Annotated in this window: 22 protein-coding genes, 1 riboswitch and 1 other annotated feature; of the genes, 15 read left to right on the top strand and 7 right to left on the bottom strand. The window is 49.2% G+C overall.

Translation table 11 applies throughout. The features are described 5' to 3' along the window. Positions 1-163 precede the first annotated feature (163 nt). The gene (locus tag ACTCCX_RS10515; RefSeq protein ID WP_463275952.1) at positions 164-1,399 is read left to right on the top strand and encodes a Fic family protein; all 1,236 of its coding nucleotides are present in this window, start codon (positions 164-166) and stop codon (positions 1,397-1,399) included. Between the two features lie 101 nt (positions 1,400-1,500). Here the strand turns inward: ACTCCX_RS10515 and ACTCCX_RS10510 are convergent, their stop codons facing one another. Next, positions 1,501-2,424 (bottom strand): AEC family transporter, encoded by a 924-nt coding sequence (locus tag ACTCCX_RS10510; protein ID WP_463275951.1) that lies wholly within the window; start codon positions 2,422-2,424, stop codon positions 1,501-1,503. Between the two features lie 193 nt (positions 2,425-2,617). On the opposite strand from ACTCCX_RS10510, the gene ACTCCX_RS10505 reads away from it, so the two are divergent. From ACTCCX_RS10505 to ACTCCX_RS10475, 7 genes are all read left to right on the top strand, one after another. Next, complete coding sequence (locus ACTCCX_RS10505) at positions 2,618-5,383, top strand: sigma-54-dependent transcriptional regulator (RefSeq protein WP_463275950.1); 2,766 nt, start codon at positions 2,618-2,620, stop codon at positions 5,381-5,383. Positions 5,384-5,525: 142 nt separating this feature from the next. Then, positions 5,526-5,873 carry a PTS lactose/cellobiose transporter subunit IIA gene (locus ACTCCX_RS10500; RefSeq protein ID WP_463275949.1) on the top strand — a complete coding sequence of 116 codons (348 nt, stop codon included), beginning with the start codon at positions 5,526-5,528 and terminating at the stop codon, positions 5,871-5,873. Further along, positions 5,870-6,178: a PTS sugar transporter subunit IIB gene (locus tag ACTCCX_RS10495; RefSeq protein WP_463275948.1), complete on the top strand. Its 309-nt coding sequence runs from the start codon at positions 5,870-5,872 to the stop codon at positions 6,176-6,178. The genes ACTCCX_RS10500 and ACTCCX_RS10495 overlap by 4 nt, the downstream gene beginning before the upstream one ends. Positions 6,179-6,194: 16 nt before the next feature. Next, positions 6,195-7,499 carry a PTS sugar transporter subunit IIC gene (locus tag ACTCCX_RS10490; RefSeq protein WP_463275947.1) on the top strand — a complete coding sequence of 435 codons (1,305 nt, stop codon included), beginning with the start codon at positions 6,195-6,197 and terminating at the stop codon, positions 7,497-7,499. A gap of 93 nt (positions 7,500-7,592) precedes the next feature. Next, on the top strand, positions 7,593-8,918 hold the full coding sequence (locus tag ACTCCX_RS10485) for a prolyl oligopeptidase family serine peptidase (protein WP_463275946.1): 1,326 nt from the start codon (positions 7,593-7,595) through the stop codon (positions 8,916-8,918). Positions 8,919-9,320: 402 nt separating this feature from the next. Next, positions 9,321-9,989: a GNAT family N-acetyltransferase gene (locus ACTCCX_RS10480; RefSeq protein ID WP_463275956.1), complete on the top strand. Its 669-nt coding sequence runs from the start codon at positions 9,321-9,323 to the stop codon at positions 9,987-9,989. Between the two features lie 21 nt (positions 9,990-10,010). Then, a complete protein-coding gene (locus ACTCCX_RS10475; protein WP_463275945.1) occupies positions 10,011-10,190 on the top strand; it encodes a hypothetical protein in 180 nt (59 codons plus the stop codon). Positions 10,191-10,196: 6 nt separating this feature from the next. Here ACTCCX_RS10475 and ACTCCX_RS10470 read toward each other — a convergent pair whose 3' ends face one another. Continuing rightward, a complete protein-coding gene (locus tag ACTCCX_RS10470; protein ID WP_463275944.1) occupies positions 10,197-10,505 on the bottom strand; it encodes a hypothetical protein in 309 nt (102 codons plus the stop codon). A 157-nt stretch (positions 10,506-10,662) separates the two neighbouring features. Here ACTCCX_RS10470 and ACTCCX_RS10465 point away from each other — a divergent pair, with 157 nt between their 5' ends. Beyond that, a complete protein-coding gene (locus ACTCCX_RS10465; protein ID WP_463275943.1) occupies positions 10,663-11,352 on the top strand; it encodes a type 1 glutamine amidotransferase in 690 nt (229 codons plus the stop codon). Between the two features lie 208 nt (positions 11,353-11,560). On the opposite strand, the gene ACTCCX_RS10460 is transcribed toward ACTCCX_RS10465, so the two are convergent. The 5 genes from ACTCCX_RS10460 to ribD are packed head-to-tail and all read right to left on the bottom strand — an operon-like array spanning position 11,561 to position 15,727. Next, on the bottom strand, positions 11,561-12,226 hold the full coding sequence (locus tag ACTCCX_RS10460; protein WP_463275942.1) for an HAD family hydrolase: 666 nt from the start codon (positions 12,224-12,226) through the stop codon (positions 11,561-11,563). Positions 12,227-12,232: 6 nt separating this feature from the next. Beyond that, entirely contained in the window at positions 12,233-12,694 is a 462-nt protein-coding gene (ribH, locus tag ACTCCX_RS10455; protein ID WP_463275941.1) for a 6,7-dimethyl-8-ribityllumazine synthase, read from the bottom strand. Positions 12,695-12,726: 32 nt separating this feature from the next. After that, the gene (locus ACTCCX_RS10450; RefSeq protein WP_463275940.1) at positions 12,727-13,923 is read right to left on the bottom strand and encodes a bifunctional 3,4-dihydroxy-2-butanone-4-phosphate synthase/GTP cyclohydrolase II; all 1,197 of its coding nucleotides are present in this window, start codon (positions 13,921-13,923) and stop codon (positions 12,727-12,729) included. 23 nt (positions 13,924-13,946) lie between these two features. Further along, positions 13,947-14,600, bottom strand: a complete 654-nt coding sequence (locus ACTCCX_RS10445; protein ID WP_463275939.1) for a riboflavin synthase — start codon at positions 14,598-14,600, stop codon at positions 13,947-13,949. A gap of 23 nt (positions 14,601-14,623) precedes the next feature. Continuing rightward, positions 14,624-15,727: a bifunctional diaminohydroxyphosphoribosylaminopyrimidine deaminase/5-amino-6-(5-phosphoribosylamino)uracil reductase RibD gene (gene ribD, locus ACTCCX_RS10440; RefSeq protein ID WP_463275938.1), complete on the bottom strand. Its 1,104-nt coding sequence runs from the start codon at positions 15,725-15,727 to the stop codon at positions 14,624-14,626. Positions 15,728-15,928: 201 nt separating this feature from the next. Then, positions 15,929-16,043, bottom strand: a riboswitch (FMN riboswitch). Positions 16,044-16,265: 222 nt separating this feature from the next. On the opposite strand from ribD, the gene argF reads away from it, so the two are divergent. From argF to ACTCCX_RS10410, 6 genes are all read left to right on the top strand, one after another. Then, the gene (gene argF / locus ACTCCX_RS10435) at positions 16,266-17,279 is read left to right on the top strand and encodes an ornithine carbamoyltransferase (protein ID WP_463275937.1); all 1,014 of its coding nucleotides are present in this window, start codon (positions 16,266-16,268) and stop codon (positions 17,277-17,279) included. A 60-nt stretch (positions 17,280-17,339) separates the two neighbouring features. Continuing rightward, positions 17,340-17,568, top strand: a binding site (T-box leader). A gap of 116 nt (positions 17,569-17,684) precedes the next feature. Continuing rightward, a complete protein-coding gene (gene argC, locus ACTCCX_RS10430; protein ID WP_463275936.1) occupies positions 17,685-18,725 on the top strand; it encodes an N-acetyl-gamma-glutamyl-phosphate reductase in 1,041 nt (346 codons plus the stop codon). A gap of 31 nt (positions 18,726-18,756) precedes the next feature. Further along, positions 18,757-19,983: a bifunctional glutamate N-acetyltransferase/amino-acid acetyltransferase ArgJ gene (gene argJ, locus ACTCCX_RS10425; protein ID WP_463275935.1), complete on the top strand. Its 1,227-nt coding sequence runs from the start codon at positions 18,757-18,759 to the stop codon at positions 19,981-19,983. 5 nt (positions 19,984-19,988) lie between these two features. After that, the gene (gene argB, locus ACTCCX_RS10420; RefSeq protein ID WP_463275934.1) at positions 19,989-20,885 is read left to right on the top strand and encodes an acetylglutamate kinase; all 897 of its coding nucleotides are present in this window, start codon (positions 19,989-19,991) and stop codon (positions 20,883-20,885) included. A gap of 3 nt (positions 20,886-20,888) precedes the next feature. Further along, positions 20,889-22,085 (top strand): acetylornithine transaminase, encoded by a 1,197-nt coding sequence (locus ACTCCX_RS10415; protein WP_463275933.1) that lies wholly within the window; start codon positions 20,889-20,891, stop codon positions 22,083-22,085. Between the two features lie 17 nt (positions 22,086-22,102). Beyond that, a partial coding sequence (locus ACTCCX_RS10410) for a carbamoyl phosphate synthase preATP-grasp domain-containing protein (protein WP_463275932.1) occupies positions 22,103-22,678 on the top strand: 576 nt, incomplete at its 3' end.

Raw genomic sequence — 22,678 nt, 5'->3', positions numbered from 1 at the left:
GAATACCAGAAAATAAAAAATGACGCTTTTTTGAAATAGGATAGAGAGATATATATTTAAAATGAAAAAACGGCCTTTTTTAAATTAATTAGGAAAAAAAATTGACCTATTTCGAAAAAATGGTACTATTTATTAAACAGAAGCATGAGAGGGAGTATCTTTTATGAAAAAATACAAGCCTTTAAGTGTCATCCGGTATGGCAGCATTGACGAATATGAGAAAGAATACCAAATGAGGATATCCAGCCACAGTACGTATCATACAAATCTAGAAATTCATCCCATAGAGAGAGGAATAAGGCTATCACCTACTTATAGTCTGTTTGTGGTGAACAATAATGAGCTGACCATGTTGCAAGAATACATAATGGATAATGCGAATACCATAAACAAGTTATCGGATCGGCTCCCTGAGGTTGCGAAAAAACAATTTTATAATAAAGTATTGACGGATGAAATTATGAGTACTAATGAAATGGAAGGTGTAAGAATCACACGGAAAGAGGTAGGGGATGCCATCAAGATGGTTACTCTGAACAAAAAAGAAAATAGTCGCTTCAAAGGAATTGTGAAACAATACTATTCTTTGTATTACGAAGACTTACATCCCATAGGTGATGTGAAAGAAATCAGAGAGATTTATGACACCTTGGTTTCTGAAGAAATTGAAGAAAAAGATAAGCTTGATGGTGAATTATTCAGGGCGGAAGGTGTGGAAGTACATGGAAATAGGGGAGTCGTTCACGTAGGAAACCATACGGAAGACACTATAATAACGGATTTGAGTAAGTTCATTTCCTTCATAAATGCGAAAGACATTCCGTTCTTGATTAAAATTATGTTATCCCACTATTTTTTTGAATATATTCACCCGTTCTATGATGGCAACGGACGGACAGGCAGATATATCACTTGCAGATATTTGGCCCAAAAATTAGATCCACTGACGGCCATCAGCTTTTCCCATATGATAAGCGATACTAAAAATAAGTACTATGATGCTTTTTCTATTACATCAAATAAACATAATATGGGCGAAGGGACGATGTTTGTCTATCACATGCTAAAGATAGTGTATGAAGGACAATTGAAATTACTCGAGGAACTGAACAACAGCAGTGAATTGTTGGGAAATTCATGGGATATGATAACGGAATTTGATTTTGAGAATGAACTGGACACCAGTATTTTATATATTTTGTGCCAGTCATGGATATTCAAAACGGAATTGATGGATAAAGAATTTGAGCTTCACGTTAAGAACACCAGATATAAAGTGAATCAGTCATTGGATAGATTAAGAGTGGGTGGATACATCGAACAAACTTCTAAGCGTCCATCCGCACATATTATTTCTGATGCGTTAGCTCAGAAAATCCTGGCCCATCAAACGCGGTGAATGATTGCGTGATATTCTATTGGTCGCACCCGCATATATATTAAAAAAATCCTTGGAACATTGAAGAAATTTACTTCACTGTTTCCAAGGATTTTTTTGCTTTATAAGAAGTACAGGATGACAAAGATAGGCATGGTCACGATGCATACCAGCGTGGTCATGATATTGATCGCTCCTGCATACTCCGCATCTTTGTTATGCACCTGGGCGAATTGCGTAACGGTGGATGCCGCGGGAGTGACAGTCGCCAAGAAGGTGATCAGCAATATTTCCACGCCGTTATCAACTAAACTGCCGGCATTGCTGAGTTTCAGCAGCAGCAGAATGATGGCGGGGCAAAGGATCATCCGATAAAAAGTGATCACATAAACTTTTTTGCTTGTGAATATCTGTTTCAGGTCCATTCCGGCAACGATCATGCCTGTGATCAGCATGCCCAGTGGTCCGATCATGGCGCCGACTGACCCCATTGTTTCATTGAGCATAGCCGGCAGGCGGATTCCTGACAGCATGGATAGGACGCCTACAAAAATGGCGATCATGTTGACGTTCAGAATGATTTTCCGTATGTTCGGTGTCTTCTCTTTTGAGAACATCAATTTGCAGTGCGTCCAGAGAAAAATCAATTGTACGGACACAAACGCGGTGGAATAGATGACCCATTCATTGCCCAGAACGGCCGTTATGATGGGGATGATCAGATTGCCCGCATTGGAATAGATGATGGATGCGACATCGATTTCCTCAAACTTGAATAGTTTACCTGAGCCATGCCCGATCAGGAGCAGCAGTATGTGGATGGCGACCGCCGCGACAAAGGCCAGCAGTAAGCCTTCCTGGATTTCCGGCTTGAAGTCGACCTGAAAGGCAGTGAGTATGACGGCAGGCATCACCAGATACAGCGATATTTTCGACAGGACCACACTTTCTTCTGACTTCAAAACTTTCAGCTTGACCAGCAGATAACCCAAAATCATGATGAGGAACAACTGGATAATTTTCCTTACCAATAATAGACTGATCACTCGCAACTCTCCCTTGTGATTTGGAATATAAGGCTCATTATATAGCATCCGCGGGGAAAAGTATCTGTGCATTTTTTGCTTTGGCTCGGCGCCACAAACAATTACACAGATTGAATATATTTTTATTCGTTCATGCGCAAAATATGGTACGATTGTGAATAGGATGTAAACGTTTGCCAAGGGGTGATGATATTTGCAAAGGATTGAAAAAGTGCTCGAGGCTTTGGGCATGATTTATGAGGAAAAAAAACAAGGGGTCACAGCCGAGGAAATCGCCTATAGATTGAAAAGCGACAGAAGCAACATTTCGCGCGATCTGAACCAGCTGCATAAAGAGAAACGCTGCTACAAAGAGAAGACCCGACCGGTACGATTTTTCCCTTGCGCGCGCAAGGTTTCCGGAGCGGCTGCGGCACCGACGGAAATCCCGAAAATCGTGGATATGGAAAACTTTCTGAAGAAGAATCCCAGCCTTTTCCATCAGATTGAGCAAGGGAAGGCCGCCATCCTCTATCCTGGCGATGGGATGCATATGCTGTTGCTGGGGGAAACCGGTGTCGGCAAATCATTGTTTGCTGATCTGCTGCATAAATACGGCATCCAGTCGGGGAAGCTGACGGAGTCTTCCCCCTTCATCCAATTCAACTGTGCCGATTATGCGCACAACCCGCAGCTGTTGATGAGCCAACTTTTTGGACACACAAAAGGGGCATACACGGGTGCGGAAACGAGCAAAACGGGACTTCTTGAAAAGGCGAATGGGGGCATCCTTTTCCTTGATGAGATCCACCGCTTGCCGATCGAAGGGCAGGAGATGCTTTTCACTTATATCGATCGCGGTGTTTTCCGGCCGCTTGGGGAAACCGACAAGGATCACCACGCCCAAGTCCTGATCATCGGCGCGACGACCGAAAAGAAGGACACGCTACTGAAGACATTCATCCGCAGACTGCCGATCATCATCGATCTGCCGAGTTTGAGGGAAAGATCAATCGAGGAACGTCATCAGCTGTTTGATGCATTCGTCCAGCAGGAAGTCGATCAGTTGGGTGTGCCGATGTATTTCAGTAAGAATGCGCTGAAGGCCTTTCTGCATTACAAATGTGAACTGAACATCGGGCAATTCAAGGCGGATATCCGGATTGCTTTTGCGAAAAGCTATGCCCGCTCCTTGGCTGAAAAAGCGGATTGTTTGAAAGTCAGCAGCAAAGATCTGCCGGATCATATCCGTGCGGGTCTGCTCAACAATGCGGAACACCGTCTGATGTGGTCGAAATATGAGGGGACGAACAAACAGGTGATCCAATATCTCCCATCCGATGCCAGCGTTCCGGAATTGGACAGTGCGCCGAACGAAAGCACGATTTATCGGGAGATGAACACACGCTATCGGGAGTTGGAAAAGAAAAAAGCCAGCGCCGAAGAGATCCAGAGGGCGATGGAACACGACCTGAAGACCTACTTCAAATTGACAGGGGAAAAGGAACAACTCTTCTGCAACAAAGAAAACCTGATTGCGCTCGTGCCGGAGAACATCATCAAGGAACTGGAAAAAATCCTCCGTCATGTCACGATCAAGACCGGCAAGGTGATGAGCGATAAGGTGTTCCAGATGATGGCGATCCATATCTACAACCTTGTGAAGCGCAGCCAACAGGATCATGTGCTGAAGAACGATATGCATGAAGCGATCATCGATAAATATCCGGAGATGTACGGCGTTGCGAAAGAATGCATGGCCATTTTGGAAGCGGATCTGGGTGTGCGCATCCCTGAGGAGGAAGCGAGTTACTTCATTATGTTCCTGACGCATGATGAAATGGATGCGATCGAAAGATTGGCGAAAGTGCAGGTCATTGTGATTGCGCACGGATCGGGAATCGCTACGGCGCTTTGCGATACGGCGAACCAACTGCTGAACCACGAAGGCGCTATCGGGATCAATGCGCGCTTGGATGAAGAGCCCCAGCAAGTGTTCGAAAGAGTGGTCCGGTACATCAAAAACCATCAGATCACGGACGATATCCTGCTGTTGGTGGATATGGGCAGCCTGACAACTTTTGCGGGGGAATTGGAGAAACTATTCCCTCTGAAGGCGGAGTCCATCCCATTGGTGAGCACGATGCATGTGCTCGAGGCAAGCAGAAAAGCGATGATCGGCTGCAGTCTGCGTGAGGTCTACGTCGAAACGCTTAAAGTGAACGACTACATGGCCATCTATCAGCACGGGAAGGCATTGAAACAAGTTCAGCAGCCGAAAGCGCGGCCGCAAGCCACCGATTCATTCCATTTCCGACCGTTAGCGATCATTTCGATCTGCCTGACCGGCGAGGGGACTGCCGTGACAATCCGTGACATCATCCGCAAGGAGATTTCCTTCGAAGAAAAGGAGATCATGATCGTGCCGATCAATCTGGTCGGCAAGGAGAGCATTTATGCGCGGCTGCAGGAATTGGCGAAGGAATATGAAATCATCTGTGTCATCAGCACGTTTGCGGTCAAGACGGAGTATCCGACCTTTGAGCTATATACGGTCATGAACCGGGCGGGACTGCAGCGGATCCAGGACTGCATCGATGAAATCTATACGTACCGTTCGATCAAGGAAACGATACTGAAATATTACGATATGCCCGAGATCGAAGTGCTCCTCTCCAGCATCTACCGATTCAATGATGAAGTGAACGAAATGATGAGCCCGTCCCTGTTCGTGAGCGATAAGATCGGCCTCTCCTTCCATATCATCGGCATGCTGCGGAAAATCAAGCGCAAGGAACAGATTCCGCGCTTCGAAAAAGGGATGGTTTCGTTTCCTCAGGACAAATACATCGTTCCTAAGATCAAGCATCTTTTTCTCGACTATTTCCGGGACCATCTCGGGACCATCAACGAGGACATGCTGAACCATGTCGCCTATGCTTATCTGGCCAGAAGTGTGTCCTACACAGCGAACGGCTGACACACAAGCAAAGAATAACTAAAAATCTGTGTCGTTTCGGCGACACAGATTTTTTTGTTGCGCGTTGGCATCCGCTTGATGTGTGTTGGCACGCTTTTTGCATATAAATAAGTGAAAGCATAAGCGAACAGGAGGGATTCATTTGGAAGACGAGGAGAAAATAATCATGCAGCTGATCATCCATGGGGGAGATGCCCGCGCGTTCAGCATGAAAGCCATCCAGGCCGCCGAAAAGGGCGAGTTTACGGAAGCCGACCAGCTGATGGGGGAGGCCAGGATTTCATTGAACAAAGCGCATGATCTGCAGACTACGATTATCCAAGAAGAAATCAGAGGGAAACCGACCAGCACGACGCTTTTGATGGTCCATGCCCAGGATCATGTGATGAACGCCATGACCGTGAGAGATTTGGCGGAGCATCTGATCCAGTTGAGGGAAGAAGTCCATTTGTTCCGTACACACAAAATGAGCCAGGAGGGGATCGCATGACACTGAATATTATGTTGGCCTGTGCCGGAGGCTTTTCGACCAGCATGCTGGTCGAACGGATGAAGGATGCGGCAAAGGAAAAAGGAATGGAGATTACGATCGATGCCACGGCGGAAGGGAAAGTTGACAAGCTGATCAAGAACATCGACATCCTGTTGCTGGGGCCGCAAGTTGGCTATAAGGAAGAAAGCTTCAAAAAGAAATACAGGGATCATCCGGTGGCAATCGCCACGATTCCGTCGATGGATTACGGCATGATGAACGGCAAAAAAGTGTTGGCGGATGCTTTGAATTTATTAAATTAATAGGGGGCTGAAAAAGATGGCTGATTTTTCAAATGTACAGATGAGTTTACAACGTGGTGCGGGTGCGATCCAAAACAACAAATACATAAGCGCAATCACAAACGGGCTGATGTCAGCGATGCCGATCACGATTGTAGGTGCCTTGGGTAGTTTAGTGAACAGTTTCCCTGTTGCTGGGTACCAGGAATTTTTGGTAAACACAGGATTGAAAGCGATTACGGTCATTCCTTCCGAAATCACAACAAATCTTCTGGCCATATATGTTGTCTATTTGATCGCCGCCAAATTTGCGGAGTCTTATGATATCGACGGTACTCCAGCCGGAATCCTGGCCTTGATGAGTTTTCTGATTGTGACACCGTTCAATTATTCCGAAGCGAACACATTGGCCTCGCTGCCTGCTACCTGGATGGGCGCACCGGGACTGTTTACTGCCTTTATTGTCGCTTTATTGTCCGCTAAGGTTTATACCATTTTCAAAATAAAAGGTTGGGTCATCAAGATGCCGGATGGCGTACCGCCTACCGTATCCAAATCCTTCTCCGGTTTAGTGCCGGGCTTGGTACTGGCGGTCATCGCATTGGCAATCCGTTACGTGATGACATTGACAGCCTATGCAGATATCCACTCATTCATCTTTTCAGTAGTGGCTGCACCATTGACAAAACTGGGTGGAAGCTTTACCGCTTTGTTGGTCGCGATGTTCGCTGCACAGATTTTGTGGTTAGTGGGCGTACACGGCGCGATGGTTGTCTACAGTGTATTCATGCCGATCTGGACACCGCTTGGGACGGAAAATCTGGCTGCTTATAATGCCGGTTTGGAAATCCCGAATATTGTTTCCGGAAGCATGTTCGGTATGGTCGTTTTCATGGGTTCAGGCGCTACATTGGGCTTGGCGATGGCAATGTTGCGCGCGAAATCGGAGCAATACCGTGTCCTCGGCAAATTAAGCCTGATTCCGAACATCTGCGGTATCAATGAACCGATCATCTTCGGGATGCCGATCATCATGAACTTCACCTTGGCTATCCCATTCATCCTGGTGCCTTTGATCATCGCCGTTACTTCGTATCTGGGCATGCTGACCGGTATCCTGCCGATGTTGCCGGGTATCGCGGTACCGTTGGGTGTTCCTGTTATCATCAACGGATTGATGGCGGGCGGCTGGAGATGGGCTATCTATCAAGCACTTATGATCGCTGTGAGCTACTTCGTCTATCTGCCGTTCTTCAAAGTCATGGACAAAGCTGCTTATAAACAGGAAGTGGAAGCGCAGCAGCAAGCGGAAGCCTCCGAATTGGACAGTGCCTTAGTGTAACAAAGGACAGATACTGGCGGACCCAAAATGACAAGAAACCCAATTTCTGAGGGATTTCAATAAAAAAACAAATAGATCGGGAGGAAAAAGAATATGATGGGTAGAGTAAAAAGAATGGCTAAAGTAACGGCCTTGAGCGCAGTGGTTTTGGGAGGGCTGTTCGCAACGGCGGATTCGGTTTCGGCAAAAGAGTTGAAGACACAACCGTCTTCCTATGAAACGGTTATCGAAGTGAAGGACTGGGGCGCAACCGTGACGAAGATCATCGTGGACTTGGGCAGACCGGTGCCGGTTGGATCCGTGTCGACGGATACGTTCAGCGTCGCTGTCTCAAGAAGCGACAGCCGTTTGACTCCGTCTTTGCTGGGTGAGGGCACTGTGAACGTCACTAACGCTTATGTAGCCGATAAGGACGGCAATCCGGCCGTACAGACAGGCAAATATGCGGTGCTGGAAATGGAATACGGCCCGACTTTGGCCTTGAGCGCTGCTTTGAATTATCAGGTGGCAACCGGGCGCAATGATTGGACGACGAACGCCTACACCATCACGCAGCAGACGGCAATCGAAACGCCGGCAGGTACCGTATCCGGTCTGGTCGTCACGGAATTCGCCGGAACGACGAAGGAAATCATTGAAGATTTCGAAATCGGCGCATCGACCTTTGATGGCGTCACGCTGACTTATGCCGACTACAGCCCAGCACAGGACAACCAGGAAAATCCGTTGATCATCTGGCTGCACGGAGGCGGGGAAGGCGGAACGGATGCAACGATTCCTTTAGCGGCCAATAAAGCGACTGCTTTGGCCACGGATGAGATACAGTCCTACTTTGACGGGGCTTACGTCCTGGCTCCGCAGACACCGACCTTCTGGATGGATGGCATCAGCGGAACAGCGGACGGAACTTCCAAGTACGAAGATGCTTTGATGGCGCTGATTGAGGAGTACGTCGCCAACAATCCTGATGTCGATACGGACCGCATCTATATCGGCGGACCTTCCAACGGCGGCTACATGACGATGCTGATGGCGCGGGATTACCCTGGCTACTTTGCTGCTGCTTTCCCTGTCTGCGAAGGCTTGAATGATAGCTTGATTTCGGATGCGGACATCCAGAATCTGGCGCAGACGCCGATCTGGTTCATTGCCGCCGCAAACGATGTGGTGCTTCCCCCAGCGCTCAATACGGTGCCCACCTATAATCGCCTGGTTGCAGCTGATGCAGATGTGTACATGACCTTGTTTGATAATGTCGTGGACACTTCCGGTCTCTACACGAATGCGGATGGCACGCCTTATGAATACAATGGCCATTTCTCTTGGGTCTATGTCCACAACAATGAAGTAACCACAGAAATCAACGGCGAAACAATCACGTTGATGCAATGGCTGTCCGAGCAGTCCCTGAACGACTGATCGGCTTGCCCTCGAAAAAATGAACAGTCTCCGGAAGTCCATATCACGCGGACTTCCGGAGGCTGTTTTATGTGGTCATGAAGCGGCAAGAGCCTTTGTATCAGTGGGCGGGAGAGGCTGAACAAATAATAAAAAGGATTTTAGTACTAGGAAAGAGTGGATCAATGAAAGTTTACCAGCTGTTTGTTTTGCTATTTGTTTATAATCTATAGCCGGTTCCTCCTTTATTATCCATTTTCGATATGATATACTAATAACAAATTTTTGTTATATTTTGTTGCAAAATATTTGTATTTCCGATCGGTAAATATCCCTAAACCAACTTCCGCAGTTGGAATCGTTGAGCGAAGAATATAAGGATGGAGGCTGAAAATTATGCAATACAATGAATTTGGTCAACCCATAGGTGATGAATTAGTAAATTTTTGTGAAGGTAAGCTACCAAGTCTTAAATTGATTAAAGGTAAGGAAGTAACCGTCGAAAAATTAGGTATGAAACATTTTGAGGATCTTTATGAGGTCTATGGTCCAGCATCTTCCCCAGAAAATTTAACTTATGTGCCTCTTAACCAATTTAAGAATAGTAATGAATTTAGTGCTTTTTTCAAGAAACTTATTGCCTCCTCAGATCCGTACCATCTTGCAATTGTTGATAATAGTACCAACAAAGCTATTGGTACATTCTCATTAATGAGAATTGACAGCAAAAACAGAGTTGTCGAAATGGGCTGGGTGGTTTATTCATCCTTGTTAAAAAAATCAAAAAAAGCCACGGAAGCTCAGTATCTTGTAATGAAATATGTATTCGAAGAATTACAATACAGAAGATATGAGTGGAAATGTGATAGCTTAAATGTCCCATCCAAAAAAGCGGCAGAACGTCTAGGATTCACATTCGAGGGAACTTTCAGACAGGCTGTCGTTTATAAAAATAGAAATCGAGATACTGATTGGTATTCAATACTTGATAAAGAGTGGCCATCAAAAAAGAAAAAATTTGAAAAATGGCTAAATGATAATAATTTTGATCAAGATGGTAAGCAAAAAGTATCGTTAAAAGACATTGATTAAAAAACGCAAGGAGAGATCGTGATGGTTGAGCTGGATCGACTGGTCAAACTGCTCGTGGAGAAGGTATTGCGTGCGTCAAAAAAACAAGAACCAAACGGGGAAGTCAGTGATATGGTGAAGCTGGATGAGACTGCCGTTTCCAAGAGTACACAGGATGAAGCCGCCGAAAAAGAAGAGACGAGAAAAATGCCTGAAGGATGAATCCCTTCAGACATATTGGAGCAGTTCGTCATAGTAGAGTTTCGTAATCAGTTCCCGGTCGGCGGTGGTGGGTTTGTCGATGTAGATGACATATTCGGCATCCCAGGTATAGGCGGATGTGCCCTCCAAGAACGGGTTTTCTGCAGGCGATTCGGTCTCCAGTTCGGCAATGAGGACTGCGATGTAGTCTTCGCTTTCGGTTTCGTCATGGAAGTCGAAGTCGTCGCTGGTCTCGATGTAGAGTTTGTAGGCTTTGTTCGGGTGTTCGGCTTTGAATTTTTGGATGATCGCAATTTCTTTGTCCAGGTTTCTCATGGTGCTTGCTCCCTTCGGAAATGGCTTTGGATCAAGTGTTTTCTATAGGTCTATCATAACATTCTCTACCCGCATCTGCACTCAATAACGCGGTGATGGATGGCGGTTGCGAGCGGTTGGTTTATGATGGAAATAAACAATTTTGAGGAGGATCAGCATGAAAATCGCTATTCTGCAGCACGTGGATTTTGAAGGACCGGCGGAAATCGAGAATTGGTGCCGACAGACCGGAAATGAATATAAGTTATACCGCCTATTTCTGGGGGAGACTTTGCCGAAAGCCGAGGAAACGGATTTCCTGGTGATATTGGGCGGTCCCATGAGTGTTTTGGATGAACTGCCTTGGCTGGAGGAGGAAAGGGAACTCATCCGCGCGTTCATCCGCCAAGGCAAGCCGGTGTTCGGCGTCTGCCTTGGCGGACAGCAGATCGCCAAAGCTTTGGGTGCCGATATTTTTCAGGGGGAATACCGGGAAGCGGGCTGGCTGCCGATCCGAACGACAGATATAGCTATGCTCGGTGACCTGCCGGCTGAACTGGTCGTGTTCCATTGGCACGGGGAGCAGTTCGGCTTGCCGGAAGGAGCGGAGCGCCTGTTCGCAAGCGATGTCTGCCCGAATCAAGGCTTTGTCTATCAAGGGAATGTGATCGGCCTGCAATTCCATTTCGAGTCCACGCAGGAGAGCATCGAAAGCATTCTCCAAAACGATGCGGCCTTCCTGGACGGGAGCGCCTATACGCAGACGGCAGCCAAAATCCGGAAGCAGCCGATACCCGCGGGCAACCGCGAGCTGCTTTATCGGTTATTGGACCGGTTGAAGGCAAGTGTTCCGGATCAGAAGGGATAACGGTAGTGAAGCGATCGGTTGGCTCGTCGGCTGTTCGTCAGGCGCGTTCTTGCGAACAGTCGAGGAATTCCGTATATGTCGGCTGATAACCATCCGCGCTTTTGCAAATAGCCGACGAACCCTACTTATGTCGGCTATTCGCAAGAGCCACCTAATATTCGCAAAGCGCAAAAAGAGGCCGGGACAAAATCCCGGCCTCTTTCTGCGCTTAAAGCAAGTCATTCAATTCGCGGATATCGCCGATCAGCATGTCCGCCGAGTCCAGTTCCCCGGGGAAACCGAAGCCGTAGCGGCAGCCCACTGTGCGGACGGGATGATGCTCGGCGACCTCGATATCCTGGAAACGGTCGCCCACAATCAGATAGCCGCCGGGAAAAACGGCTTGGATCGATTCGAAGATTTCATATTTCGGGATGAAGTCGAAATCTTCCGTACAGTACATGCCGTCGAAATAGCGGTCCAAGTTGAAGCTTTCCCGGTGCGCTTCCATGTAGGCCCGGCTGCAGTTGCTCAAAAAGACCAAGCGATAGCCTTTCTCCTTCAATGCCTGCAGCGTCTCCAGGGCGCCCGGATAAAGGACAGCCTGGCCGGTCTGGGCTTTTTCGAACAGAATCTGTCCGATCATTTTTGAAGCATGCGCTCGGATTTCTTCATCCAGATCCGGCATGAAATTTTCCCACATGGCTTTGCTGCTGTAGCCCAGCCATTTCGTGATTTCCGCATCTGCCCAATCTCTTGGAGCGGCGTGGCCGGCTTCAACAAGAAAAGCATAGGCTTGCTCGAAAGCGTGAATGTAATTCCGGGTGCTGTCATGGATCGTGCCGTCGTAGTCGAGGATGACGGTGCGGATTCCTTCGAACTTTAGTTTTCCCATAAACTTTTATAGGTTTTTGAGCAGATTGGCCATTTCGATAGCGGATACGGCACAGTCATAGCCTTTGTTGCCCGCTTTCGTGCCGGCGCGCTCGATGGCTTGTTCGATTGTGTCGGTCGTCAGGACGCCGAAGATGACCGGAACGCCCGTAGTCATTGAGGCTGTCGCTACACCTTTGGATACTTCCGAACAGACGTAATCGAAATGCGCCGTTGCGCCCTTGATGACAGCACCCAAAGTGATGACTGCATCATATTTTCCAGAAGCCGCCATTTTTTGCGCTACCAATGGGATTTCGTACGCGCCTGGCACCCATGCCAAGTCGATTGCTTCTTCAGCCACGCCATGGCGTTTCAAACCGTCCAAAGCGCCGCCCACCAATTTTGATCCGATGAATTCGTTGAAACGTGCCACCACGATTGCGATTTTTAAATCCTGTGCAATTAATTGTCCTTCGATGATGTTCATTTTGTTTTCCTCCTGTTTGGTTGTTTTATTTTTTATAAATCCAAGTAATGGCCCATCTTTTGTTTCTTTGTTTCCATGTAGCGTTGTGTTTCATCAAAAATCTCCAATTGGATCGGAATCCGTTCGATGACTTTCAAGCCGTGCTTCTTCAATCCTTCTATCTTAAGCGGGTTGTTCGTCAGCAAGCGTATTTCCTTCACGCCCAAGTCCTGCAGCATTTCGTCTGCCATGTAGTATTCGCGCAGATCGCTTGGGAAACCCAGCTGCAGGTTGGCGTCAACGGTATCGTAACCTTGATCCTGCAGGGCATAAGCATGGATTTTGTTGACGAGACCGATGCCGCGACCTTCTTGACGCAAATAGACCAAAACCCCGCGCCCCTCTTCAGCGATTTGCTTCATGGCTGCATCCAGTTGCTGGCCGCAGTCGCAGCGTTTCGAACCGAAGACATCGCCAGTCAGGCATTCCGAGTGGACGCGCACCAGAACGGGTTCTTCCGTCGTGACATCGCCCATGACCAAGGCAACGTGGTGCTCATCTGCGTCGATGGTGTTCACGTAAGTGTAGATGTCGAATTCACCGTATTTGGTAGGCAGTTTGGCTTTGCCTTCGTGTTTGTAAAGCTGCTCATTTTCTTTGCGGTAGGCAATCAAGTCGGCGATGGTGCCGATTTTCAGGTCATGCTGATGCGCAAAAACGATCAGTTCGTCGGTGCGCATCATATTGCCGTCATCCGCCATGATTTCGCAGCAGAGACCTGCCGGCTTCAATCCGGCCAGACGTGCCAAGTCGACAGTGGCTTCGGTGTGGCCGTTGCGCGCGAGCACGCCGTTGTCCACTGCTTTCAGTGGGAAAATATGGCCGGGTCTGCGGAAATCCTCAGGCTGGGCGTCATCCTCCACGGCCTTCATGACCGTCAAAGAACGTTCGAAGGCGGAAATGCCGGTCGTCGTCTCGACATGGTCGATGGCGACGGTGAAGGCTGTCCCGTGGTTATCGGTGTTGCGGTCGACCATAGGCGTCAGCACCAATTTTTCGGTGAGTGCCCGATCCATCGGCATGCAGATCAAGCCTTTCGCGTAGATGGCCATGAAGTTGATGTTTTCCGGCGTCGCGAATTCCGCTGCGCAGATCAGGTCGCCTTCATTTTCGCGGTCCTCGTCATCCACCAGCACAATGATCTTACCGGCTTTGATGTCCGCGATGATTTCTTCGGATGTATTGAACATGTGGGTTTCCCTCCTTATTTCTTTCAGAAGAAGCCGTTCTCTTTCAGGAAGGCTTCAGATAAATTGTTTTGTTTCGTTTGTGCCTGTGGGCTCAATCCCAACAGCTTTTCGACGTATTTTCCGATGATGTCGCATTCCAGGTTGACCGTGTCGCCCAATTTCTTCTCGAGTAGGATCGTTTCTGCTCCAGTGTGGGGAATGATGGATACCTGGAATGAATGGCTATCGACCGTCGCGACCGTCAGACTGACGCCATCGATGGCGATTGAGCCTTTTTCAATGATGTAGCGGAGCAGCTCGGGTTCGGCTGAGACGGTGATCCAGACCGCATTATCGTCCTTGCGGTATTCCTTGATCGAGCCGGTCCCGTCGATGTGGCCGCTGACGATGTGCCCGCCCAAGCGGGTATCGAGCTGCAGGGCGCGTTCCAGATTGACGCGCCCACCGAGCTGCAGGGCGCCAAGATTGGAGCGTTGCAGCGTTTCCGGCATGACGTCCGCATCGAAGCCATCCTTGTGCAGCTTCGTGACCGTCAGGCAGACGCCGTTGGTGGAAATGCTGTCGCCGATTTTTGTCCCGGCCAGCACTTTTTTCCCTCCGACAGTGACGATGGAGGACTTTTGGCCATGGCGGATGCCTTTTAAGGTGCCGACTTCTTCGATGATTCCAGTGAACATGAATTCCCTCCTACTTTCCTCTGTTATTCGTTCTTGGCAAGGTACCCTTCCAAGAGGATGTCTTCCCCGACGCTACTGGCTTTCAGATCGAGCACGCCGAAAGCCTGGCTCAGTTTCTCGATGCCTTCTCCGCCGACAGGTGTCTTGGCCGTTTCGCCGCCGATCAGTTTCGGGGCGATGTAGACTTGCACCTTGTCGACGATATTCGCCTGCAGTGCAGAAAAGTTCAAAGTCGCGCCGCCTTCCAGCAGGATGCTGTCGATACCGCGCTCCCCGAGGGCTCTCATCAGAACTTTCAGATCGGTCCGGCCATCCTTTGCGGGTACAGTCAAAAGCTCGATCCCGGCTGCCTCGAGCAGGGCTGCCTTGTTGCGGTCCGCCCGTTCGGTTGTTGCGATGATTGTCTTGGCAAGCTCCTGATTCTGGAGTACCTTTGCTTCCAACGGGATAAGCAAGGTGCTGTCAACGATGATCCGCAGCGGATTTTTTCCTCCCGGAATGCGGGAGGTCAGTTGCGGATCGTCCGTGATGACGGTCTGGACACCGACCATGATGCCGCTCAGCGCGCTGCGCAGTTGGTGCACGCGTTCCCTTGCGGCCGGGCCGGTGATCCATTGCGATTCGCCGGTCCGGGTCGCGATCTTTCCGTCCAGTGACATCGCTGCTTTCATGACGACGAATGGTTCTTTAGCGACAATGTATTTCATGAATATTTCATTCAAACGGCTGCTTTCTTCGGCCAAGATGCCTGTCACCACTTCGATGCCGGCAGCCTGCAGTTTCTTGACGCCGCGGCCGGAGACCAACGGATTCGGATCCAAAGCCGCGATGACGACCCGACCGATCTTCTTTTCGATGATTTTGTCGGAGCAGGGCGGCGTTTTGCCGTAATGGGAGCAGGGCTCCAACGTCACATAGATGGTTGCGCCCGCCACATCTTCCGTCGCTGAGCGGATAGCATTCACTTCGGCATGGCCTTCGCCGAATTTTTCATGGTAGCCGGCGCCGATGATGCGTCCGTCCTTGACAATGATGGCGCCAACCATCGGATTCGGCGCAACGGCACCGCGGCCTTTCTCGGCAAGTTCCAGCGCCATTTGCATAAAGTATGTATCCTTATCTTGCATCTTTGTGTGCCTCCCATTTCCAAAATAAAGAGCCCTGAACAGTTCTGCTTCAGGGCTCGACAAAGGAAGGCCAGTTAAATAAGGCCAAAAAATCCCTGGGTATACACTACACCCAGGGATTGACATTCCGATTCATGAACGAATGGCGAATAAGCGTTATTTGTACGACAAATAAACGTAGTGTGCCATTCGATAAATGGTTTTTGTCTTCTCTCATCCAGACTCTGACTGTCGGCTTCGGAATTTAACCGAATCTGCCTTACGGCTCGTGGGCTTTACCACCGGTAGGGATTTGCACCCGTCCCTGAAGACTATTCAATTAAGTTGTCTCTAGGATAATCCCAATCCGTACTATTGTCAAATAAAAGTTTCGCAAACAAGTGTCCAGCCCTAGCCGACTTGCCGAATGATTAAAATATAGTTTGTAATTCATTAGAATTGGGTATAAAATGAGTCCAACATATAGTTGCATATTGAAGTGAAAACCATCGTTCGGAAGAGTGATCGTGAGAATAAAATTAAAAGGGGATGGCAGAATTTGGAACAAGTATTTCAAGGAAGAAGCTTATTGGCGGAAAAAGATTTCACCAGGGAAGAATTGGAGTATCTGATCGATTTTTCGGCGCATCTGAAGGACCTGAAGAAACGGAACATTCCACACCGTTATCTGGAAGGAAAGAATATTGCGCTGCTTTTCGAAAAGGCATCGACACGCACAAGAGCCGCGTTCACGGTGGCTGCCATCGATCTTGGTGCGCATCCTGAATATCTTGGGAAAAATGATATCCAGTTGGGTAAAAAGGAATCCGTTGAAGACACTGCTAAAGTGCTCGGCAGCATGTTCGACGGCATCGAATTCCGCGGTTTCAGCCAAAAAACCGTCGAGGATCTGGCTAAATATGCCGGTGTGCCGGTATGGAACGGTTTGACAGACGAATGGCATCCGACCCAAATGATCGCCGACTTCCTGACGGTCAAAGAGCATTTCGGCAAGCTGGCCGGACTTAAGTTGGTCTATGTAGGAGATGGCCGCAACAATGTCGCCAACAGTCTGCTGGTGACCGGTGCTATCCTGGGCGTCAATGTCACGATTTGCGCGCCGGAATCACTGTTCCCTACCGATGAATTGGTCGAAATGGCACAGAAATTCGCTGAAAAGAGCGGCAGCAAAATCGAAATCACGGCTGATGTGGCCAAGGGCGTAAAAGCCGCTGATGTCCTTTACACAGATGTATGGGTATCGATGGGTGAAGAGGATAAATTTGCGGAGCGCATCGAATTATTGACACCTTATCAGATCAACATGGAGATGATCGAGAAGACCGGCAATGATGATGTAATCCTGCTGCACTGCCTACCTGCTTTCCATGACACCAAAACACAGTATGGCCAGGAAATTGCCGATACATTCGGCATGCACGAGATGGAAGTGACCGACGCCGCCTTCCGCAGCAAGCACGGTCTTCAGTTTGAACAAGCTGAAAATCGCATGCATTCCATCAAGGCAATCATGGCTGCGACCTTAGGAAATTTATTTATTCCAAAAGTTTGATTGACAAAGTGAAAAACAGATGATAAATTTAATGAAAATATCAAACAACATCTAACACAAACAAAAACTTTGACAAGAAGAGTAATCCATTTGCACAGTGAAGCGAACCTTGGAGGGTGGAAGCAAGGTCAACCGCGATGGATGAAAAGGAACTTTGAGTTGATAAGCTGAATGTGAACCATAAAGTTTAATCCGGTTGCCCCGTTATCGCAAAAGTAGCAATACTTGAGTCTGTCTGTGCGCGCATAGACGGAAAATAAGGGTGGCACCACGAACTTTCGTCCCTATACTGAATCAATCTATTTGGTTTGGTATAGGCACGGAAGTTTTTTTGTATATCTGTAAAACTTTGTAAAAGGGGCTCGGCCTGCTTTTACTATAAATTACTAGAGGAGGATGGGAAGTATGATTCATGTCAGTATCATTGGAGCAACAGGTTACACGGGGGTGGAATTAGTCCGATTATTGGGATTGCGCGAGGATGTGGTCTTGGATCATCTGACCTCCCGCACGTACGCGGGTCAAAAGATCCAGCATCTTTTTCCACACCTGTTGGGGAACGTCGATCACACTTGTGAAGAATTGGATCTGGAACAAGTGACGACGGACAGTGATGTGATCTTTGTGGCTTTGCCGCATGGACACGCTTTGCCGATAGCCAAGAAAGCCAAAGAAAAAGGCAAAAAAGTCATCGATCTGGGAGCCGATTTCCGCTTGAAGGACGCAGCCGTCTATGAAGAATGGTACAAAGTTGCGCACACCGAGCCGGAACTTTTGGAGGAAGCCGTCTACGGTCTGCCCGAATGGAACCGCGACACGATCAAGGATGCAACCGTCATCGCCAATCCGGGCTGCTTTGTGACAAGCATCCTCTTGGGATTGATGCCATTAATGAAAAAAGGCTGGGTTATGCCGAACAGCATCGTCTGCGATTCCAAATCCGGAACATCCGGAGCGGGACGCGCCGGCAACGTAGCGAACCTCTTCACTGAGGTGGAGAGCAGCTTCAAAGCCTATGGTGTAGCGCACCACCGCCACACACCAGAAATCGAGCAGTTGCTGACGGAGATGGTCGGAACGGAGACAATGATCCAATTTACTCCGCATCTGGTACCGATGAGTCGAGGCATCCTCAGCACCATCTACGCGACCGTCAAAGAGCAGACGACAGCAGCCGAAATCCAGGCCCTTTTTGAGGAAGCTTACGCCGACGAACCGTTTGTGCAGGTTCTGCCTGCAGGCATGTGGCCGATGACGAAATCAGTAAAAGGCACGAACAACTGCCAATTGGGTATGACCTACGACGAACGTACAGGCCGGGTCATCATCGTGTCAGTCATCGACAACTTGATGAAGGGTGCTGCCGGCCAAGCCGTGCAAAACATGAATTTGATGTTCGGGCTTGCTGAAACGACAGGATTACAGATGATTGGGCTTTTCCCGTAAGAACGGAAGACTGAAGGAGGAAACGGACGAAATGATAAAGAAATTACATAAAAGCGGTGTGACTGCCGCTGCAGGCGTGCAGGCCGCAGGGATCCACGCCGGTTTCAAAAAACGTAAAAAGGATATGGCGCTTTTGTATTTCCCGGATGGGGCCACAGTTGCGGGTGTCTTCACCAAAAATAAAGTCAAAGCCGCTCCGGTCCAGTACGATCAACTGGCCCTGCAGCAACATGACCGCTTCAAGGCGATCCTGATCAACAGCGGCAACGCGAACGCCTGTACAGGCAAACAAGGCAAAGCCGATGTGGAAGAGACCGTGAAGCTGCTTTCGGCAGAACTGAACATCCAACCGGAAGAGGTGCTGGTGTCTTCGACAGGCGTCATCGGGATGTTCATGAACATGGAGACGATGAAAAAAGGCGTCCAGGCGATCGCGCCGGAGCTTTCCGAATTTGGCGGCGCTGCAGCCAGCAAGGCGATCATGACCACGGATACGGTTCCGAAAGAAGTCAGCTTCACTTTTGAAGTCGGCGGCAAAACGGCTACCATCGGTGGAATGGTCAAAGGTTCCGGGATGATCCATCCGAACCTTGGCACGATGCTGGGCTATATAACAACTGATGTCGCAATCGGCCAAACAGCCTTGCATGCGATGTTGCTGAAAGCCGCGGATGCCACATTCAACCACGCCACCGTTGATGGGGACACGAGCACGAATGATTCCGTCTTTGTCGCAGCTACGGGCAAGCTCGACAATCCGTTGATCGCCTCCACTGAAGATGCCGGCTATGCCGAGGTCGAAGCGGCTGTCCTGTCCATCTGTTCCCAACTGGCGCAGCTTTTGGTCAAGGACGGCGAAGGGGCGACGAAATTTGTCGAGGTGCTGGTTTCCGGAGCGAAGACGATGGCTGACGCCGTTTCGATCGGCAAATCGGTTGCGACTTCGAGTCTTGTGAAAACGGCGATGTTCGGCGAGGATGCCAACTGGGGACGTGTCATCACGGCTGCCGGTTATGCGGAAACGGAATATTTCGATCCTGATGTGATCGACATCGCCTTCTCAAGCAAGAACGGCGAAATCCAGCTCTGCGAAGCGGGGATGGGTGTCGTCTTTGACGAAGAGCTTGCGAAAAAAATACTGGAAGCGGATGAGATCAACATTCTGATCGATCTGCATTTGGGAACAGAGGCCGCCAGCACATGGACTTGCGACTTCTCTTACGACTACGTGAAAATCAATGCGGATTACAGGAGCTGAGCGGGATGAATACGAATAAGAGTAATTGTGAAAAAGCCGAAATGCTGGTCGAAGCATTGCCTTACGTCAATCGTCTCCGCGATAAGATTATCGTCATCAAATACGGCGGCAATGCGATGATCAATGAAGAGTTGAAAAAAGCTGTCATGCAGGACATTCTGCTTATGAAATCGGTGGGGATGCATCCGATCCTCGTCCACGGCGGCGGTCCGGCCATCAATGACATGCTGAAAAAACTACAGATAGAGAGCCACTTTGAACAAGGCCTGCGTGTGACCGACAAACAGACGATGGAAGTCGTCGAAATGGTGTTGGCTGGCAAAGTCAACAAGGATATCGTCGGAACGTTGAACCAGATTGGCGGCAAAGGCATCGGTTTGTCGGGCAAAGACGGCAATCTGATCCAGGCGCGCAAGAAATTTCTGGAAAAGAACGGCGAAAAAATTGACATCGGCTATGTCGGTGAAGTCGAAGCGGTCAACAAGGAAATGCTGGAGGCACTCATGTACAGCGGCTATATCCCGGTCATTTCCTCAATCGGAATGGGCCAGGACGGGATGAGCTACAACATCAATGCCGATTATGTCGCCGGTGCTGTGGCGAAGGCTGTTCAGGCAAACAAATTCATCCTGCTGACCGATGTGGAAGGAATCTTCCGTGATTATCACGATAAGGATTCCCTCATCTCGCGCATCACGCTCGAAGACATCGAAGCGCTGGAAGCGGAAGGGATCATCTCAGGCGGGATGGTACCGAAAGTGGACTGCTGCATCGATGCTTTGAAGGGCGGCGTTGCGGGTGCCCACATCATCGACGGCCGTCTGCGCCACTCGATTTTGTTGGAAGTCTTTTTTGACGAAGGAATCGGCACGATGATCGATCGCGATAAGGAAGGGGTATAAAGAATGACGAATGAAGAAATAAAAACAAAAGGGCAAGCCTACTTGATGAATACCTTCAACCGCGGCGCAATCTGCATGGTCGAAGGACAAGGCAGCTACCTGAAGGATGCGGACGGCAAGGAATATCTGGATTTACTGGCTGGCATCGCCGTGAACGCTTTAGGGCATAACCATCCGAAAGTGACGGCTGCGATAGCGGAGCAGGCGGCGAAACTGGTCCACTGCTCGAACTTTTACTGGATTGAGCCGCAAGTGCTATTGGCGGAAAAATTGATCACGAATTCTGTTTTGGATAAAGTCTTTTTCGGCAACAGTGGGGCGGAAGCCAATGAAGGGGCCATCAAATTGGCGCGCAAATACGGCCGCGAAGTCCACGGAGAAGGCTGCTATGAAATCATCACTGCAGACAATTCCTTCCACGGACGTACGTTGGCGACGTTGACGGCGACCGGCCAAAAGCAATTCCATAAAGATTACGATCCGTTCCTGGAAGGGTTCCACTATGTTCCTTTCAATGACTTTGAGGCTTTAGCCGCCAAAGTTACAGAAAAGACATGCGCAATCCTGTTGGAGCCGATTCAAGGAGAAGGCGGCGTCTACGTGGGTGATCAGGCATACCTGCAGCAAGTGCGCGCACTCTGCGACGAGAAGGATATCCTGTTGATCTTCGATGAAGTCCAAACTGGGATGGGCCGCACCGGCAAGCTGTTCGCTTACGAAAGCTATGGTGTGGAGCCGGATGTGATGACCTTGGCGAAGGCTTTAGGGAATGGCGTTCCGATCGGCGCGCTGCTGGCGAAGGATTTTGTCGCTTCTCACTTCAAACCGGGTGACCATGGTTCGACTTTCGGTGGCAATCCGCTTGTCTGTGCGGCGGCTGTCGCAACCATCCAAGCAATCGAAGACGAGCATATCCTGAACAACGTCAATGAAATGGGCAGCTACTTCGAAGCGAAATTAGTCGCATTCAAAGAAAAATACGACTTCATCCTCGATGTGCGCGGCAAAGGCCTGCTGCTCGGGATGGAATTGGCCATGAAAGGCACCGACATCGTCGCGAAGTGCTTTGAAAAAGGCGTCATCATCAACTGTACGCACGATACAGTATTGCGCTTCCTGCCGCCGCTGAACGTGACGCGTGCAGAAATCGACAAGGCTGTTGAAGTAATGGATGAAGTTTTTCAAACAATTGAAGCATAAAGAAAGGACGGCAAAACATGCCTAAACGAACAGATATCAAGACGGTCCTAGTGATCGGCTCGGGACCTATCATCATCGGCCAAGCCGCGGAATTTGACTATGCCGGTACGCAGGCATGCGTAGCCTTAAGGGAAGAAGGATACAAAGTCATTCTAGTCAATTCCAATCCAGCCACAATCATGACGGACGTTGAGATCGCTGATAAAGTCTATATGGAACCATTGACGCTAGAGTTCATCGCGAACATCATCCGCAAAGAACGTCCGGATGCCTTGCTGCCGACATTGGGCGGCCAGACCGGCTTGAACATGGCTGTGGAATTGGACGAAGCCGGCATCCTGGAGGAATTCAATGTCGAGTTGCTTGGCACGAAACTGACTTCTATCCAACAAGCCGAAGACCGCGATCTGTTCCGTCAATTGATGGCGGAATTGAATCAGCCGGTTCCGGAGAGCGACATCATCCACACCGTCGAGGAAGCTTTGAACTTCGCAGCGGAAATCGGCTATCCGTTGATCGTCCGTCCAGCCTTCACGATGGGCGGGACCGGCGGCGGCATCTGCCATAATGAAGCTGACTTGCGCGAAATCGTC

It is taken from the genome of Trichococcus sp., from assembly GCF_055118575.1.
This window is presented reverse-complemented; position numbering and strand designations above follow the sequence as displayed.